Origin of the sequence: Lientehia hominis, from assembly GCF_021044755.1 — a bacterium.
GTDB classification, from domain to species: Bacteria; Bacillota; Clostridia; order Lachnospirales; family Lachnospiraceae; genus Lientehia; species Lientehia hominis.
Genome location: NZ_JAJNOR010000001.1, coordinates 814,949 through 831,776 on the forward strand (window position 1 = coordinate 814,949; position 16,828 = coordinate 831,776).

A 16,828-nucleotide genomic window follows, 5' to 3' on the forward strand; every position below is an offset into this window, starting at 1 on the left:
AATTATATTCTTCTCGTCCCTATATGTCAAATATATATTGCATATATATAATATATATGTCACTCAAAGTTGAGAAAGTTTTCCGGCAGACAGAATCCGGCCCCTCTGCTCTTCTTACTTACCCGGCTCGGCAGAGCAGAATTCCTCCAACACTGTTCCAATATCAGAATCCAGACAAAGGCTCCGTTTTTCAATTTCGTGGGGAACATAAGCCTCTCCTCTGTTTATACAAACATAATTTGCCAGGGGATTCTGCCTGACCTGCTGCCAAAAAGGAAATTTAATGATTCCAGGGGTGTTCATGCCCACACCCAGCTCTAAATAAAGAACGGAAACTCCTTGATGCCTGCGGAGAAAATCCTGATACCGCCCGTATGCCTGATACCATCCTTCATCCTGCACAAAGGTATCGTCACAGCGAAGATTCATGGTCATCGGTGCACCGCATACAGGGCAGTGCGGCACTATCTCCGCTGGAACCCTCATATCCTTCTGTTCCTCTGTCATCTGACGCACCATTTTTTCATTATCATATGTCTTATTATGACAGGCTTTGGAGCATTGCCACAAACCATAGTCACCCTGAGTATAAAACAGGCACTTTTTATCAAACCCGGCTTTTTGAAAACAGTGGTCCACATTGGTGGTCAGCACAAAATAATCCTTGCCGTCTACCAGCCGCAGCAGGGTTTCATATACCGGCTTCGGTATGTCCGTATAACGATTGATCCAGATATACCGGCTCCAATAGGCCCAATATTCCTCCAGCGTGTCATAGGGATAAAAACCGCCGGAGTACATATCGTGAAAACCATACTTTCTCTTAAAATCCCCAAAATATCTTTCAAATCGCCCGCCGGAATATGTAAATCCCGCAGAAGCGGACAGCCCTGCACCGGCGCCGATCAGTACTGCATCGGCGCCGGCGAGCAGCTCTTTCAATGTTTTCTGTTTTGTATTAGTTTTCAGTAACTGCATTGATTATCTCCTAACAGTTTCCGATAGATCTGAAAATCGGCATCTTTATAGACATTGAATACAACACGCTGAATCCGATCGTCCGCCCGAATAAACCCCTTTACGGCTTCCACCGCAATCTTAGCCGCTTCTTCGCCTGGAAAATGGAATTCTCCCGTGGAAATACAGCAAAAAACAATACTTTTAACCCCATAGTCCGCTGCCAGCTCCAGGCAGGAATGATAACAGGATGCCAAAAGCATTCTGTCTGTTTCCGTCGGCTCTCCCTGTACGATCGGGCCTACGGTGTGCAGTACATACCGGCACGGCAGATTATACGCCTCCGTGATCTTGGCGGCTCCTGCCGGTTCATCCCTTCCCTGCTCTTCCATGATACGGCGGCAGGCCAGCCGAAGCTGCACTCCCGAGGCAGAATGTATGGCATTGTCGATACATCCGTGACAAGGTACGAAACAGCCCAGAAGCGCCCGGTTAGCCGCGTTCACGATGGCGTCTGCCCGCAGGGTGGTGATATCTCCCTTCCACAGACAGATACCCTCCTGCATCATGGACAGCTCCGATACGGAAACCACCCCTCTTTGGTCCCGCTCTTCTGCCAGATATGCGTCCTGAACCTTTAAGAACTCATCTGTGACCGGTTCCGGCGGGCGCACGTTCATCAGGGAGCGGAACAGACGCTTTTGTTCCTCTGCGAACCGTGGAATCTTAATCCCGCTGTACCTGGAGTTTTCCTTGATCAAATACTGTATCAGATAGAGCAAACGTTCCTGCTGTGTCATGACTTCCGCCTCCGTTTATTCCGCGACAACAGAAATCCTCTGCTGAATATGGTTTCCGTTCACTGCCTCGTCGACCATGGCAATCGCATAATCCGCGTAGCTGATGACACTTTCCCCTTTAGAATTCAGCGTCAGCTCCTCGCCACCGAGAATATAGTTACCTGTTCTTTCTCCATCGGCTCGGAAATCTCCGGCCGGACTTAAATAAGTCCATTTTACATCCTTCCTTGTGCGGAGCTCCTCCAGGGCTTTCCCCATATTGGATGCAAGCGGCTTAAAGACATCCGGAAAGTCAGGGCCGTCCATGACCTGTGCAGTATGCTCTGGATCCACATAGAGACTCCCCGCCCCTCCGACCACCAGAAGCCTTGTGTCTTTCCCGCTGACAACGTCACATAAATGTTTCAGAGATGTGCTGTGCTTCGGCAGTTCCTCCGGCGTCCATGCTCCGAAAGCGTCAATGACTACATCAAAGCCTTCCAGGTCTGAAGCAGTCAGCTGAAACAGATCTTTCTGAATGACCTTCTCTGCGGCCGATCTGTTCTCTCCGCGCACCACTGCCGTGACGTCAAGTCCCCTGCCCATCGCTTCCTTCACGATCAGGCTTCCTTCTTTTCCATTTGCACATACGACTGCAATCTTCATTTCAAATTCCTCCATTCTTTTCTTTCAATCACTTGTATTTTCTCATCTGTAAGATTATAATATATCTATAAGGGCTATTTGTAAAGTAAGCACTTTATTGTGCCCTAGTAACCCAAATGATACTATTGTATGAAATGGAGGTTTTTATGAACAAAGAGCTGCCCGCCTGCCCGGTGGAGACCACCCTGATGCTCATCAGCGACCGTTGGAAGGTATTGATCATCCGGGATCTGATGGACGGAAAGAAACGGTTCGGAGAATTGAAGAAATCCATTGGGAGCATATCGCAGAAAGTTTTGACCGCCAATCTCCGCTCCATGGAAGAAAGTGGTCTTGTGAACAGAAAGGTGTATCCGGAGGTTCCTCCGAGAGTAGAATACTCTCTTACGGAAACCGGATACAGCCTAAAGCCGGTGCTGGACGCCATGGTGGACTGGGGCACCGACTATAAAAAGAAAGTATCAAACATGTGACGTTTTCCTCAACTGTTCAATGGAGCCTGTTTGGATTGCTCCGATGTTCTCTGCAATCCTTTCCTTGGGCCAGTCCCACCACTTTAATTCCAGCAGCGCAGAAATGGTTTCTTCTGAGAAACGCTTCTTAATGGTTTTGGCGGGTATTCCCCCGACCACCGTATAAGGCGGTACGTCCTTCGTGATCACCGCTCGTGTTCCAATGACTGCACCATCTCCAATCGTGACGCCGGCCAGAATCACAGCTTCATAACCAATCCATACGTCATTTCCAATGAGGATATCCCCTTTGTTGTCCCAGGAGCCGGCGACGTCCGCACGGTCCAGTCCCCATTCTTCATAAAACAGGGGAAACGGATAGGTAGACAAAGAAGCCATTGTGTGGTTTGCGCTGTTAAATAGGAATTTCACTCCGCAGGCTATGGAACAGAATTTTCCGATTACCAGACTGTCATGGTTCACCGGGTAATGGTATAAGACGTTATTTTTCTCAAACTGTACCGGGTCATTGACAAAATCATTGTACATCGTATATTCCCCGACCGTTATGCCGGGATCATGGACCACATGTTTCAAGTAAACCGTTTCTTTATCTCCCGTACGGGGATAGATCTTTTTTTCTGTATCAGACATTTCCGTTTACCTCCTTCTGGCATTCACCTATATTTTATCTATTGACTTTTCCCTCTTCAATATACACTATGGTCCGGCAATGTTTTGTATATGATAAAATCGGACGGACCCGCTGCTCCAATTCTTTATAGATCCACTTATTCAAATCTTTCTGCGGCGATCATCCGGCGAAAATGATCAGCCCACAGCCGTAATACGTGATATTTGCATCAAGGCCTACTGGATTTCCGCCTGATATAAGGACTGCCCGCAGAAAGGGACAAGACCGCCATGCAAAAAGGAGACAGCTTCTTCACGAAGTGTCTCCCCTTTCCCGCCCATCCCTGATCTATCTTTGATAGAGGATTTTACGAATGGCATAGACCGATAACCCGTACCGGTCAGCCAGAACCTCAATTGCAGATCCGCTGCGGTATTCTTTCTTTATTTTGTTATTTCTCTGCTGCAATTCTTTCCGGTAGCCGGAGACTTCTCCCCAGCGTTTCTGTCTGCTCCGCTCCACAGGCACATAAAGATACCCTCCTTGTATGTATTCCTGCAGCTCTCTGACCAGTTCCTCCGGAAGCACAGCGTTCGCATTCTTATATTTCATGCAGGCTTCCTCCTTGTTTAAAATCCACAAGTGTCAAAGCCGGCATATATATCCAGCGACTAAAATCACTCACTCCATACAAAGGTCGCTGACGGCCGGCTTTGCATGGAGCCATACTTCATTTCTCTTTTTCATTTCACCTCCGCGTCAATGAACAAAGGGCAGCCCTTACCAGATCAGACTGGTCTGCCGTCCAGAACCGCAAGCTTCAGGGTATCTCCCTCGTATTCCAGTTTCAGGGAGAAAAAGGGCGCACCGGCCGCCAGAAGATCCAGAAATATCTTATCCCCGGTCCACAGCTCCAGACGGTCCAGTTCTGATTTTTTCACCCACTCAAGCTTTCCCTCATCGCACTCCCTCAGCTCTCCTTCAAATCCGTCAGCCGTATACAGACACATATATTCTGTGCCATATCCCGCCTGGGTGAAGGTCACCAGACCACGGAAATGATATCTTGTCAGAGACAGACCTGTCTCCTCCTTCGCTTCTCTCAGAAGGCAGTCCTCCGGACTCTCCCCTTCCTCAAAATGACCTCCGATGCCAATCCATTTTCCCTCGTTCACGTCATTTTTCTTGCTGATCCGATGCATCATTAAATAACTCTCATCTTTTTCCACATAGCATAACGTAGTCATGCAGGAACGTTTTTTCTCCATCTTTCTTCTGTTTCCTTTTCTAAAAAGACCTTCTGCCAGTATATCTCTATCCTAACATCTTAGAAGAAAATAAGCAAATCTGACCGTAGGATATGGAGAGAGCAAAAAGGAGCCACCCTTAAAACCGATCAAGGCTCAAAGGGTGGTTTTTCTGATCCTATTTCTTTTCAACTGCTACCCAGATCTCGCAGTGGTAGTCTGGAGATGTCACATCTGCCGACGGATAAGCCTCAAAATCGGTTCCTCCACAGGGCTGATATTCACTCGCCGGGAAGAATTCGCTGTAAATCTGCTGATACAGCTTCTGAAAAGCTTCCGGCATCTTTCCGGTACAAGGAAATACCACATAGGTGTGCGCCGGTATCTCTTCCACAATAAAATCGGCTTCTTCCACAGGCCTCCCATCATACATGGCCCCAATCGCATAGGGAAATTCTTTGTCAGAAGCGTCCTGTCCAAAACTGGCCCCCACAATACAGTCTTTAAAAATGTTGTCCTCCGGAATGTACTTGCACAGTGCCTGGATGGTGCCGTCTGTACTACACTGCTGCCAGAATTCTGAGATTTCTGCCGCCGTCAGCTCCTGTTTCCCGGAGACCCTCTTTCGTTTCATGACCAATTTAAACGCTTTTTTTGTTTCAATCCTGTAATCCATCATATTTCCTCCGTTCAGAATAAGTTTTACGGACAGACGGGAAAAGGACTTTAAAACTGCCTTGCTGCCTTTCGCCTGAGAAGGAGACATTCCATGGAAACGGGAAAACGCCCTGCTGAAGCTTTCCGGTGAATCGTAACCATACCGCAGGGCTATATCAATCACCTTATCGTCGGTGCTCAGCACTTCACTTCCCGCCAGGGACAGCCGTCTGCACCGGATATATTCTCCCAATGTAAAACCGCATAAGATACTGAATACACGCTGAAAATGAAAGCTTGAAGAATACGCGCGTTTTGCCACCTCTTCATAATCAATGGGCTCCCTGATGTGATCCTCTACGTAGTCAATCGCCCGCTGTACTCCCGAAATCCAATCCATCGTCTCCCTCCTTCCGTATGATCCTATTTTAGAGGAATATGAATGTTTTCTCTTGACTTTTTATGCTGTGGGATGTAGTCTTCAAAAACATTCTATCCATACCGGTCTTTTACTATTATAAACGATTACGCTGTGCCTGTCTTCGTCAGTAAGATTTCTTAATCAAAGCAAAACTCTTTCTATCATCCGAACAGCAGAGAAATGTTTTTCATTTGAAAAGAGAGCAGAGCGGCCGCTTCGTTTCATTTAATACCAATCGTGCTTTTCGCCACGGTCGAGGGCGCTGATTCGGTACATTTCCTCCTCCGTCAAAGAGAAATGATAGAGCTCCGTATTTTCCTTAATGTGTTCCGGATTGCTGGAACCAGGGATTACGACAACACCTTTTTGCAGGTTCCAGCGCAAAATCACCTGTGCGGAAGATACGCCATGGACGCCGGCAATTTCAGAGATCACCGGGTCATTTAACAGCTCGGCAGTGTGCCCCCTGCCGCCAAGCGGATACCAGCCCTGAACCACAATGCCCTTTCCCTGAATAAACGGAATCACATCATTTTCTTGGTAGTAGGGGTGTATCTCGTTCTGTATCAACGCAGGAATGGTATCAACCTGCGACAGAAACTCTATCAGTTCCTCCACATACCAGTTAGAAAGACCAATGGAGCGAATCTTTCCATCCTCCACAAATTTTTCCATGGCCTTGTACGCTTTCACATCGTTTACATCGGGGTGATGAAGCAGCATCATATCTACATAGCCAATATCAAGCCTGTCCAGACAGGCCTGAATGGATTCCTCCGGGTTGGCCATTTCGCTGCCCGGATAAATTTTTGTGGTGACAAAAATTTCTTCTCTCTTGACAATCCCCTCGTCGATCGCTTCACGAATTGCCTGACCGACCTCTTCTTCATTACCGTAGGCGGAAGCCGTATCAATAAGCCGCACACCGCTTTGCAGCGCAGATTTCACGGAATTGATGCACTCGTCGCCGTGCAGGCTGTATGTCCCTAATCCATTGATCGGCATCTCGTGGCCGCTGTTGAGCGTTACAGTACGGCTCTCAAGGTCAAAGGAAATATCACCGACGGTCTTATCGGCAGTAATCTCCATCTCATCCAGCCACGCCTTAATATCCTCTCTCGGAGTACCTGCGGCAAAACGCCTGCCTTCAAACCATTCCGCGTTTTTAGCAAGATCGTGGAGATTGACGTCACTTGAACCGATCCCGCTGCTGTGAGAAGTGCAGAACGGCAAAATCTTCTTTCCTGAAAAATCGTAGGTTTCCAAAAATGTACTGATGATCCTCGGTGCCTGCCCGTGCCAAATCGGATAGCCGAGCAGAATGGTGTCATATCGGTCTATATTGTCCACACCGCCGGAAACAGCGGGACGGGCAGAGGCGTCATTTTGCTCACGATCGGCGCGGCCGTCTGTATCGTAAGCCAAGTCCTCCTCGGTATAAGGGTCTTCCGGCACAATCTCATAAAGATCGGCATTCAAAAAATCTGCTGCATATTCTGCAAGCGGCTTTGTCGTGCCTGTGGCAGAAAAATATACGACCAATGTACCGTTTACTGTATTTAATTCGTTATTCATTGTATGGGTTTCGCTTTCTGTCCCGCCGGATTCAAGATTCAAAAATGTTTCTGTTTCCTTTAGTTCTGCCCTGTTACTGCACGCCGCAAGACCGAGCGAAAGGATAATCGCCAAGAAAAGTGTCATAATGCGTTTCATTCCGCTTCCTCCTGTTTCTGCTTTTATATAAGGGAGGCTCCAAAGGATTTTAACTCCTCTTTTTTCTTATCGGAACCGTTTTCCATTCCATATGCCGTAAATACGCCCATATTCTCCAAGCCGAGATAACCAAGAAAATCTCCTTCAAATGAAAACAAAGCGCCGTCATACATATCCGCATCACCCGAGCTCAATATCATGGCGGCCTTTTTCAGCTTATTTGGTTTTTGAGGATAGGCTGCGGAATAGAGGCGGTCAATTACACATTTCAACTGCCCTGAAATACCATGATAATAAATCGGGGAAGCGATCACAAGCATTTCCGCTCCTTTTAACAAGTCATAGATTTCCTGCATATCATCCTTTTGGATACAGGCTCCGTTTCCTTTTGTATGGCAGTATTCGCAGGCAAGACAACCGCCGATTTTTCTGCGGCACACGTCTATAACATCTACTTTATTTCCGGAAGAAACTGCCCCCTCTTTAAAGGCATCTATCATCATTTTCGTGTTTCCCCTTGGACGGGGACTGCCGTTCAGAACCAATATATTCATAAAAACCTCCTGCCTGTACAGCCGCACTATGTATCTGGTACTATAGCGCCGCCGTCTTTTATTTATTTAACAATAAGATCGTTCAAAAATCCCTGCAACATCTTCGTCCGTCATTTCACACGGATTCGAGGTATACAAAAATCCCTGCATGGAACGAGCGCCCTTCGCAAGTGTCATTGCTTCACTCTTTTCGAATCCGTAATCGCTCATTTTCAGATCATCTACACCGCAGGCCTTTTGCAGTTCCACAAGTGCGGTAATAAAATCCTCCGCCTTGTCAGCATTTTGAATCCCCATCGCCTTTGCCATTTTAAGAAATCGGTCATCACAGGCGTGCCTGTCAATAAAGAATTGAAAGAACTCTTTGGAAATCATGATAAGTCCCGCACCGTGAGGCAGGCTGTGATGATAGGCGCTCATAGAATGTTCCATGGAATGTTCTGCTGTTGTCAGCGTAAGGTTCATTGTAATGCCTGCAGCCGTCGAAGCATAGGCAATATGCTCTCTTGCCTCCATATCGCTGCCGTTCTTGACCGCACGGGGCAGATACTTGGCAACATTTTCGATCGCGGAGAGTGCAATCGCCTCGCTCAAAATATTTAAGCCCTTGCTGATCATCACTTCAGCATGATGAAATAATGCGTCGAATCCCTGATATGCCGTGTACCTTGCAGGAACAGTTTTCATCAGTTCTGGATCGACGATTGCCAGAACAGGGATATTTCTCACATCACCAAACCCGATTTTTTCCTGCGTTTTAAGGTTGGAGATAACGCCGGAACAGTTGACCTCCGAGCCCGTTCCCGAAGTGGTCGGAATTGTAACGATCGGCAGCCCTGCATTGGGGAATTCTTTGCCTTTTGCATACTCCCACAGATCGCCTTCATTGGCCGCCATAGAAGAAACCATCTTGGAACTGTCCAAAACAGCGCCGCCGCCGAGTGCAACGATAAAATCACAGCCGTTTGCACGGGCAAATTTTCCACCCTCCTCACAATGTTCCTTTAACGGATTTTCCGTAAATTTATCGTAGACAGCATAAGCCGCTCCTGCAATTTCAAGCTGCTCCAGCGTGCGGTCAAGATAGCCGTTTGCACGGGTGGATTTTCCGTTTGAGATAAGTACGCAGGCCTTTCTGCCAGGCAACTGCTGCTTACCAAGCTCATTCAGCATACCCCTGCCGAACAAAATATTGGTCGGGTTGTTAAAATTAAAGCTTATCATTATTTTTCCTCCTGAATAGTTCCTTTTCGAATTTTGTAGATCAAATAGTCAAGACAGTCTATTTGTTTTTGCCCGGAACGAACTGTGCCGAATAATTCCGATCTGTATCTTGTGAGAATCGGCAGCATTCCGCCCATATCGCCGCTTTCTGCAAAGGCCATACATTTTTTAGCCGTTTGCTCGTCACAGCCTGCATCCTCTAGGTTTTGAAAGATGATTCCCAGCGTATCCGTTGCTTCTGCCATTGCTTTGCACCTCCTATGACTTTATCATATTCATTTTCATGTGATATATCTAATATTTATATTCTATACCATGTTATTCTTTACAAGAATAACATGTTGCTGTTATAATAATATCAAGTTCAGTATCAGGGAGATTAAAACAATGGAAATTCGTGTTTTGCGTTACTTTTTAGAGACTGCGAGAACCGGCAATATATCAAGGGCCGCCGAAACTCTCCATATTTCACAGCCAACCTTGTCAAAACAAATCAAAGACTTGGAACAGGAACTTGGCAAAAAACTGTTTCGCCGCGGCAGCAGCAGTGTAAGCTTAACCGACGAGGGAATGCTTCTGCGAAAACGAGCGGAAGATATTTTAGATATGGTAGACAAAACGACTGATGAATTCAAGGCATTAAACAATATTATGGGCGGCGAAGTCCATATTGGTTGTGCAGAATCTCATCAAATCAAATATTTAGCGCGGGCACTCAAGCATTTCAAGGAAAAATATCCGCTATTCCGTTATCACATTACAAGTGGAAATACCGAGCAGGTGGCCGAGCGGTTAGACCGGGGGCTCATTGACTTCGCCGTTATCGTAGAGCCTCCGAATTTATCAAAATATAACTATTTGGAAGTACCGGAAACAAACACCTGGGGCCTTGTTATAAGAAAAGACGACCCCCTCGCACAAAAAGAAAAGATATGCGCAGACGATTTGACCGACCTTGATTTGATTTGTTCCCAGCAGGCAATGCAGGCGGATATCCCAAGGTGGTGCGGAGAAAAAACAGATATGCTGAATCTTTCCGGCACGATCAATCTTGCCTATAATGGCTCTGTCTTTGTGAAGGAAGGACTTGGGTATATGCTGACTTTTGATAAACTTACAAATGTCGGAGAGGACAGCGAGCTGTGTTTTCGTCCTTTAATACCTCCTCTGGAAACAAAAATGTATGTGATCTGGAAAAAGTATCAGGTATTTACCCCGATTGCAGAACTGCTGTTGGAGGAACTGAAAACATCTTTATCCGTATAAATAATATGCTCCTTTTATAATAGACTTAAAAATTTTTCAGATGTCTATTATATAGGGAGCATATCAAAGCACTGGGTTTCCCCGACTTTTCAGTTTACTCGAATTCAATCGTTGCCGGCGGCTTAGGCGACATATCATAGCAGACCCGGTTCACATGATCCACCTCATTCAGAATCCGGTTCGTGATCACCTCCAGCACATCCCAATCCACCTTTTCAATACTCGCCGTCATGGCATCAATGGTATTGACTGCCCGGATGATCACCATATAGTCAAAACATCTCGCATGGTTTCTCATACCAACGGACTTAAAATCCGGCACTACAGTAAAATACTGCCAAACCTTCTTGTCCAGTCCAGCCTTTTCAAATTCTTCCCTGAGAATCGCATCGGATTCCCGCACCGCTTCCAGACGTTCTCTCGTGATCGCGCCAAGGCAGCGGACGCCAAGCCCCGGTCCCGGGAACGGCTGACGATAAACCATATAATCCGGCAGGCCCAGTTCTATGCCGCAGGCCCTCACTTCATCCTTAAACAGCTGTTTCAAAGGCTCCACCAGCTCAAACTTCATATCTTCCGGCAGGCCGCCCACATTATGATGGGACTTGACCATTTTCGCCGTTTTGGTTCCGCTCTCGATTATGTCGGGATAAATCGTTCCCTGACCCAGAAAATCAATCCCTTTAAGCTTCCTGGCCTCTTCCTGAAATACATTGATAAATTCTCCGCCGATAATCTTACGCTTCACCTCCGGATCTGATACATTTTCCAGTTTTGTAAGGAAACGTTCCGTTGCGTCTACATAAATCAGGTTTGCGCTGAGCTGATCCCGAAAAACACTGACTACGTTCTCCGATTCATTTTTTCTCATCAGCCCATGGTTTACATGGACACAAACCAGCTGCTGACCAATGGCTTTCAGAAGAAGAGCCGCCACAACAGAAGAATCTACGCCGCCGGATAACGCAAGCAGAACCTTACGGTCGCCTACCTGTTGTTTTACAAGCTCTATTTGATCCGCCACAAAATTCTTCATGTTCCAATTGGCTTCTGCTCCGCACTCGCTGAATACAAAGCCTCTCAATGCCGCTTCCTCCGGGATTCTGTTATACTGCTTCTCACATTTCGCCGTAGGATGATCAATGGAGATCATTGGATAACCACAGTCATACAGCTCCGGCGCAACGTCTACAGCCACACCGTCTACAATCCTGTTTTCCCCGCCGTTCAGGATAATACCCTTCACATTCTGAAGCGCCCGCAATTCCTTTGCGGTAATGTCGTGAGGATGTATCTCACTATACACCCCCATATCTCGTATAGCCCTTGCCAAAACCGTATTTTCCGTACTGCCCAGATCCAAAATAACAATCATATCTTGTTTCACTTTATTTTCTCCCTTGTATTAAAAATGAATTTGATAAAATTATTATATCGTAAATACAGCAGATTTTCCATGAGTATTTTACAAATCCAAATCTGTTTCGCCGTTCATACAGCACTGCATCATTCCCAAGGGATACCTCATAATAGTGCCTTGGCAGTTACCGTATCAACATGATGCTGAACGTCGAGCCGGAATCCGTCTGGCTAGTCACTTCGATTTTTCCGCCATGCCGTTCCACGATCAATTTTACCACAGACAAGCCCAAACCGGAACCGGGGATCTGTTGGGAGCGGGAAGGGTCAGCCCGGTAAAAGGGCTCAAAGATGTGAGACAGAGCATCTGCTTCGATACCGATCCCGGTATCTTCTATCCGTATGCAGATGCCGGCTTGGCTTTGTTCCAGCGAGACAGCTGCCGTTCCGCCGGGGCGGTTGTACTTAATGGCATTTTCAATCAGATTGAAAACCGCCCGGTACAGGAGGCTGGCATTCCCCCGCACCGGTGGCGCCTGGCCGGAGACGGTAAATGTCACTCCATATTCCTTCGCCATGCCGGACAGCTCCCGAACCGCCTGGTCCAGCAGAGTCCGCAATTCCACTGTCTCTCCGACCAGAGCCGCTTCCAGATCTGTAAGGGAAAGAAGCTCCTCCACTGTATGAATGATACGTTCCAGACTCTCTCCGGTGTCCGCCATAAATTCCCGATAATCCTCTTCCTGGGGATGGGGTGACATTTCCAGAACCTGAAGGGAGGACTTAATAACCGCCAGGGGAGTTTTCAGTTCATGGGCCGCATTGGCAGCAAACCTTTTTTGTATGGAAAAAGACCTCTCCAGCCTGTCCAGCATTCCATTAAAGGACTCCGTAAGGGCCAGCACCTCGCCTTTTGCTCCTTCTGTAACGACCCTATGGTCCAGATGCAGGTCATCGACAACATGGACGGATTCCGTCAGTTTTTTCAGAGGACGCAGTATCCGACCGGCTGTCCAGTAGGTACAGCCTACGCTCAGAACCACAAGAAAAACCATAGCGGTCAGAGACTGTGCAGAAAACCTCTGAGATGCCTCCTGGTAAAATTCACCCGGAGACACCAATCCTGGATCAAATCTATCTGCCTCATACCAGGCAGGGTCTGGCTCCGCCTGACCAGACTCGATCAGCATGGCATAATTTCCGTAATAAGCATTTGCGGCAAACAGGGAATTGACCGTCAAAAGCAGACATACGGAAAACAGAATCACACCGACAAATACAGTGAGCCGAACTTGTAACGTCCATTTTTTCATAATGTCCTCTCCTCCGGGGCCTGAATCCGGTAACCATGACTCCTTTGGGTGATGATGTAGTTTCTGGCCCCCGCTTCGTCCAGCTTTTTACGCAGAGAATGAATGTGAAAACGGAAGGAATTGGAAAAGGGATCGGCGGCGCTGTCCCAGGCGTGCTCGATCAGCTCTTCCGCACCGACAACCCGGCCGGTGTTGATGAGGAGGTATTCCAAAATGGCATACTCCTTCGGTGTCAGTTCCACCGGTAACTGACCGCACCAAGCCTGCCGGGACGCCGTGTTCACCCGCAGACGGCCACAGAGCAGCTGAGAAGGAGCGGTAGTAAAATTTCTCCTCAGGAGACCCCGGATACGGGCCTCCAATTCCCGAAACTCAAAAGGCTTGGTTAGGTAGTCGTTGCTTCCCTCGTCCAATCCGCTGATCTTGTCCTCTAAAGTATTCCGGGCTGACAAGACAAGTATCCGAAAGTCGGCGTCCTGTTCCCTGATGCGCCGCAGGACTTCCATACCGTCCAGCTTAGGCAGATTTAGATCCAGGATCATCAGATCGTAGTCATTCAGGCCGTACAATTCCAGGGCCTCCTCGCCGTCATAGGCGCAGTCCACTGCATAGCCCAATAACCTGAGTCCTTTCGATATATTTTTAGATAATAGAACTTCGTCCTCTACCAAAAGTAATTTCATGTCATCACTTCCTTTTTTTCAGCATACTGGACTTTTTCTGGCTTGTCAATGACGGAGGTGTTTACCACGCCTCCGTCATTTTATGTTACCAGATCACGATTCGCTCCTCCGGAGCAACGTACATCCCGTCGCCGGGCTTGATGCCGTAAGTATCAAAGAACTCCTGAAAATTGGAGAGCACCCGGTTGACCCGCAGGATATTAGGGGCATGCTGGTCGGACTGAGCCAGACTGGCCAGGGTCTCGTAACTTCCGGTACGCAGCCATTGGCGGGCAAAACTTCGGAAAAAGGCGTCATAGTCCGGGTTTTCCATGGTGGACAGCACTTCCAGGCCACAGGCGATGCCTCCAATGTCGGAGATGTTCTCGCTCAATGTCTCTTTACCGTCCGTGGGGATGCCCGGAGCAGCCTCGTAGCCGTCGAAGAATTCTTCCGCCTTTTTGCACAGCTCCTGAAAATGGGCGAAGTCACTGTCCGTCCACCAGTTCCGCGCCGTGCCGGTCGCATCAAACTGGGCTCCTTCGTCATCAAATATGTGGGTGATTTCATGGGCGATGGTGCTGCCAATGGCTCCCAAATTGGCCTCAAAAGAAGCGTTTTTATCATAAAAGGGAGCCTGAAGGATTCCCGCAGGGAAGATCAGTGTGTTGGTATTGCGATTGGCAGCTGCATTGACAGTAAAGGCTGCCATAGGGAAACGGCGGGAGTCTACCGGTTCATCCAGCCCTTTGACCATTTTCTTCCACTTATCCGTCTCTGAGGCGGCCGCGTTCAAGAAGTAGCTGCCGCCTTCAGAGACTCCTCTGATCTCGGCGTTGTTCAAATCCCACTGATCCGGGTAGCCGATCAGCACGGTGATATTGTCCAGTTTCCTGAGGGCCTCCTGCTTGGTGGATTCTTCCATCCAGTCCAGGCGGCTGATGCGGGTCTTAAAAGCATCAATCATCTTTTGTACCATTTTCTCTACTTCGGCCTTAGACTCGGCAGGGAAATAGCGTTCTACATAAAGCTGACCCAGTTCCTCGGAAAGGAAAGACTGTACCGCTTCATTGGCCATCTCCTCAGGAGTGCTGCTCTGACTGTCAGAGTTCCCGTCCTGCCCTTCGCCCAGAAACTGGCCGAAACCAGAGATCAGGGCGCTCTTCTGCATGGCTTTGAAAATCTCCAGATTTTCTTCCGTGAACCACTCGGCATAAGCGGCAAATTGTTTATTGTCAAATACCTGCATCGGGGCATCAGATTTCAGACCGATTGCCGTGAACAGCTCCGAAGGCTTGGCCTGCGGCATCAGCTCATCCAGAGATTCAGGGGTATAGCGGTCTGTCTGGCTTTGCAGACTGTTCAGCTCCTCGGAACTGGAAGCATGCTCCGTCAGCGCTCTCTCTATACGGAGGATACCGTCGGTCAGTCTCTCTGCCTCTTCCCTGCTCTCACCTGCCGCAGTCAGCTGGAATATTATTATTTCCCGATATTCCTGAATCATCTCATTGTCAGGGTCGTCATAGTCCCCGGCAGAAAATAGGGGACTCAGAGTCATCAGCTGCATGACTTTCCGGCTGCTGTCCTGAGTATCGGTGACGGACACCATGGGAAAAAGACCGTTTCCAAGATTGCCCAACTCATTGACCGCCAGCGCAATGGCGGCGTTGAGTTCAGAGAAGTTCTGCGCTGCGTCCGCAGCCTCCAAATATTTTCGCAGAGGCTCCACACCCTCTTCATTGCGGGCATCCAATGCCAGAACGCTTTTGTAGAGATCACGTATCTTCTGTTCCGGACTTCCCTGGGGATAGTCTTCCCCGCTGTTCACGATTTCCAGAATCAATTCGTGAAGCTGCCTGTCTGTGTTTGCGGCTACGGCACTGGAACCTCCTGCGGTAGAACCGTCGCTGGGAAGCTCCAGAGCATCAAGCTCGCCTTTATTGACAGCCGCATAGAAGTTATCCTTCAGGTTGGTACCGAAAGCCTGGAAGAAACGCTGGGCAATGATTTCCGCGTCCTTTTGGGTCACATGGGCGTTCATCTTGTCATTGCCCGAGATTTCTCCAGAAGAGGAATCCTGGGTATCGGAAATCCCGTCAGGATCCTCCTCCATACTGTACGACACGTCTGGACCCCATAAGGATGTATCATCCGTATCGGAAAGGGGATCGTCCTGACCCATGGTTTCAGGATCTTCCTCCAGTTCAGACAGGCCCAGGTCAGAGGCGGCCAGCACGCCGCCGTTGGACAGGTTCCGCAGGACGCTCCAGGCCCACTCGGGCGTATCGGTCAGGTCCACAGAAGGCGGAGCTGTATTTTTACCGTTGCCCGTAGGAGCAGGCAGATCACCGAAAGCCCGTCCCGCCATCACGAACATTTGCAGCCGTGTTGCCTGCTCTGTTTCATCAAAGCCTTCCAATACTGCGGCGCGGTCGGCATTGGGATTGTAATCATCCGCTGCCTGCACAAAATAGTCCGCAAGCTGCCCCAGTGTCATAGATTCCCCTTCGGTGTCCGATGGAATCGACGCAGCACCAGAAGAGCTGCTCTCTTCGGGAGCCGTGCTCTCCGATGCTGCGGGACGGGTACATGCGGTCAAGGTCAAGGACAGCAAAAGTACGATCGCCGTAATCGTCTTTATCCGTTTCATTTTCATAATAGTTATTCCCTTCTGTTTTATTTTTATTTGATTTTTTCCTTTTTCTATTCACAGTTCTTTTGGACATTGTCTTGAACTGTGATTATACAATAACATAAGCTATGTTAGATTTTTGTTAGGACAGAATACTGATTCATTGGAAAGAAGCCCGCTGCCAGCAGCATAAAAATAATCAGAGTAAATAAAAAAAGCTTCGATGAGTTTGACATTCATCGAAGCATTTTGTCTATTCTCTGCCGCCGATAACGATACGACATAATGCATT

General features: G+C 48.2%; 17 protein-coding genes. 2 read left to right on the plus strand and 15 right to left on the minus strand.

Annotated elements, in window-relative coordinates; translation table 11 throughout:
* Positions 1-114: 114 nt before the first annotated feature.
* Genes LQE92_RS03725 through LQE92_RS03735 form a run of 3 tightly spaced genes read right to left on the minus strand, consistent with a single transcriptional unit; the run spans position 115 to position 2,402 of the window.
* A complete protein-coding gene (locus tag LQE92_RS03725) occupies positions 115-978 on the minus strand; it encodes an SIR2 family NAD-dependent protein deacylase (RefSeq protein ID WP_231061645.1) in 864 nt (287 codons plus the stop codon).
* Positions 966-1,757: a protein-ADP-ribose hydrolase gene (locus LQE92_RS03730; RefSeq protein ID WP_231061646.1), complete on the minus strand. Its 792-nt coding sequence runs from the start codon at positions 1,755-1,757 to the stop codon at positions 966-968. Before LQE92_RS03730 ends, LQE92_RS03725 begins: the two co-directional genes overlap by 13 nt.
* A gap of 15 nt (positions 1,758-1,772) precedes the next feature.
* The gene (locus LQE92_RS03735; RefSeq protein ID WP_231061647.1) at positions 1,773-2,402 is read right to left on the minus strand and encodes an NAD(P)-dependent oxidoreductase; all 630 of its coding nucleotides are present in this window, start codon (positions 2,400-2,402) and stop codon (positions 1,773-1,775) included.
* Between the two features lie 146 nt (positions 2,403-2,548).
* Here LQE92_RS03735 and LQE92_RS03740 point away from each other — a divergent pair, with 146 nt between their 5' ends.
* Complete coding sequence (locus LQE92_RS03740) at positions 2,549-2,875, plus strand: winged helix-turn-helix transcriptional regulator (protein WP_231061648.1); 327 nt, start codon at positions 2,549-2,551, stop codon at positions 2,873-2,875.
* Here LQE92_RS03740 and LQE92_RS03745 read toward each other — a convergent pair.
* The 8 genes from LQE92_RS03745 to LQE92_RS03780 all read right to left on the minus strand — a co-directional run bounded on the left by LQE92_RS03745 (position 2,864) and on the right by LQE92_RS03780 (position 9,549).
* Positions 2,864-3,508, minus strand: coding sequence for a CatB-related O-acetyltransferase (locus LQE92_RS03745; RefSeq protein ID WP_231061649.1), 645 nt, complete (start codon positions 3,506-3,508; stop codon positions 2,864-2,866). The genes LQE92_RS03740 and LQE92_RS03745 overlap by 12 nt on opposite strands.
* Positions 3,509-3,836: 328 nt before the next feature.
* On the minus strand, positions 3,837-4,100 hold the full coding sequence (locus LQE92_RS03750; protein ID WP_231061650.1) for a CD3324 family protein: 264 nt from the start codon (positions 4,098-4,100) through the stop codon (positions 3,837-3,839).
* A gap of 176 nt (positions 4,101-4,276) precedes the next feature.
* Positions 4,277-4,756 carry an NUDIX hydrolase gene (locus tag LQE92_RS03755; protein WP_231061651.1) on the minus strand — a complete coding sequence of 160 codons (480 nt, stop codon included), beginning with the start codon at positions 4,754-4,756 and terminating at the stop codon, positions 4,277-4,279.
* 157 nt (positions 4,757-4,913) lie between these two features.
* The gene (locus LQE92_RS03760) at positions 4,914-5,792 is read right to left on the minus strand and encodes an AraC family transcriptional regulator (RefSeq protein WP_231061652.1); all 879 of its coding nucleotides are present in this window, start codon (positions 5,790-5,792) and stop codon (positions 4,914-4,916) included.
* Positions 5,793-6,038: 246 nt separating this feature from the next.
* Complete coding sequence (locus LQE92_RS03765) at positions 6,039-7,526, minus strand: aldo/keto reductase (protein WP_231061653.1); 1,488 nt, start codon at positions 7,524-7,526, stop codon at positions 6,039-6,041.
* Positions 7,527-7,549: 23 nt separating this feature from the next.
* Positions 7,550-8,080, minus strand: a complete 531-nt coding sequence (locus LQE92_RS03770; RefSeq protein WP_231061654.1) for a flavodoxin family protein — start codon at positions 8,078-8,080, stop codon at positions 7,550-7,552.
* A 66-nt stretch (positions 8,081-8,146) separates the two neighbouring features.
* Entirely contained in the window at positions 8,147-9,304 is a 1,158-nt protein-coding gene (locus LQE92_RS03775; protein ID WP_231061655.1) for an iron-containing alcohol dehydrogenase, read from the minus strand.
* Positions 9,304-9,549: a hypothetical protein gene (locus LQE92_RS03780; RefSeq protein ID WP_231061656.1), complete on the minus strand. Its 246-nt coding sequence runs from the start codon at positions 9,547-9,549 to the stop codon at positions 9,304-9,306. Before LQE92_RS03780 ends, LQE92_RS03775 begins: the two co-directional genes overlap by 1 nt.
* Positions 9,550-9,691: 142 nt before the next feature.
* On the opposite strand from LQE92_RS03780, the gene LQE92_RS03785 reads away from it, so the two are divergent.
* A complete protein-coding gene (locus tag LQE92_RS03785) occupies positions 9,692-10,570 on the plus strand; it encodes a LysR family transcriptional regulator (RefSeq protein ID WP_231061657.1) in 879 nt (292 codons plus the stop codon).
* Positions 10,571-10,664: 94 nt separating this feature from the next.
* Here LQE92_RS03785 and guaA read toward each other — a convergent pair whose 3' ends face one another.
* The 4 genes from guaA to LQE92_RS03805 form a co-directional block, all read right to left on the minus strand.
* Positions 10,665-11,957 carry a glutamine-hydrolyzing GMP synthase gene (gene guaA, locus LQE92_RS03790; protein ID WP_231061658.1) on the minus strand — a complete coding sequence of 431 codons (1,293 nt, stop codon included), beginning with the start codon at positions 11,955-11,957 and terminating at the stop codon, positions 10,665-10,667.
* Between the two features lie 157 nt (positions 11,958-12,114).
* Entirely contained in the window at positions 12,115-13,242 is a 1,128-nt protein-coding gene (locus LQE92_RS03795; protein ID WP_231061659.1) for a sensor histidine kinase, read from the minus strand.
* Positions 13,239-13,925, minus strand: coding sequence for a response regulator transcription factor (locus tag LQE92_RS03800; protein ID WP_231061660.1), 687 nt, complete (start codon positions 13,923-13,925; stop codon positions 13,239-13,241). The genes LQE92_RS03795 and LQE92_RS03800 overlap by 4 nt, the downstream gene beginning before the upstream one ends.
* An 85-nt stretch (positions 13,926-14,010) precedes the next feature.
* A complete protein-coding gene (locus LQE92_RS03805) occupies positions 14,011-16,560 on the minus strand; it encodes a M13-type metalloendopeptidase (RefSeq protein WP_231061661.1) in 2,550 nt (849 codons plus the stop codon).
* Positions 16,561-16,828: the final 268 nt, after the last annotated feature.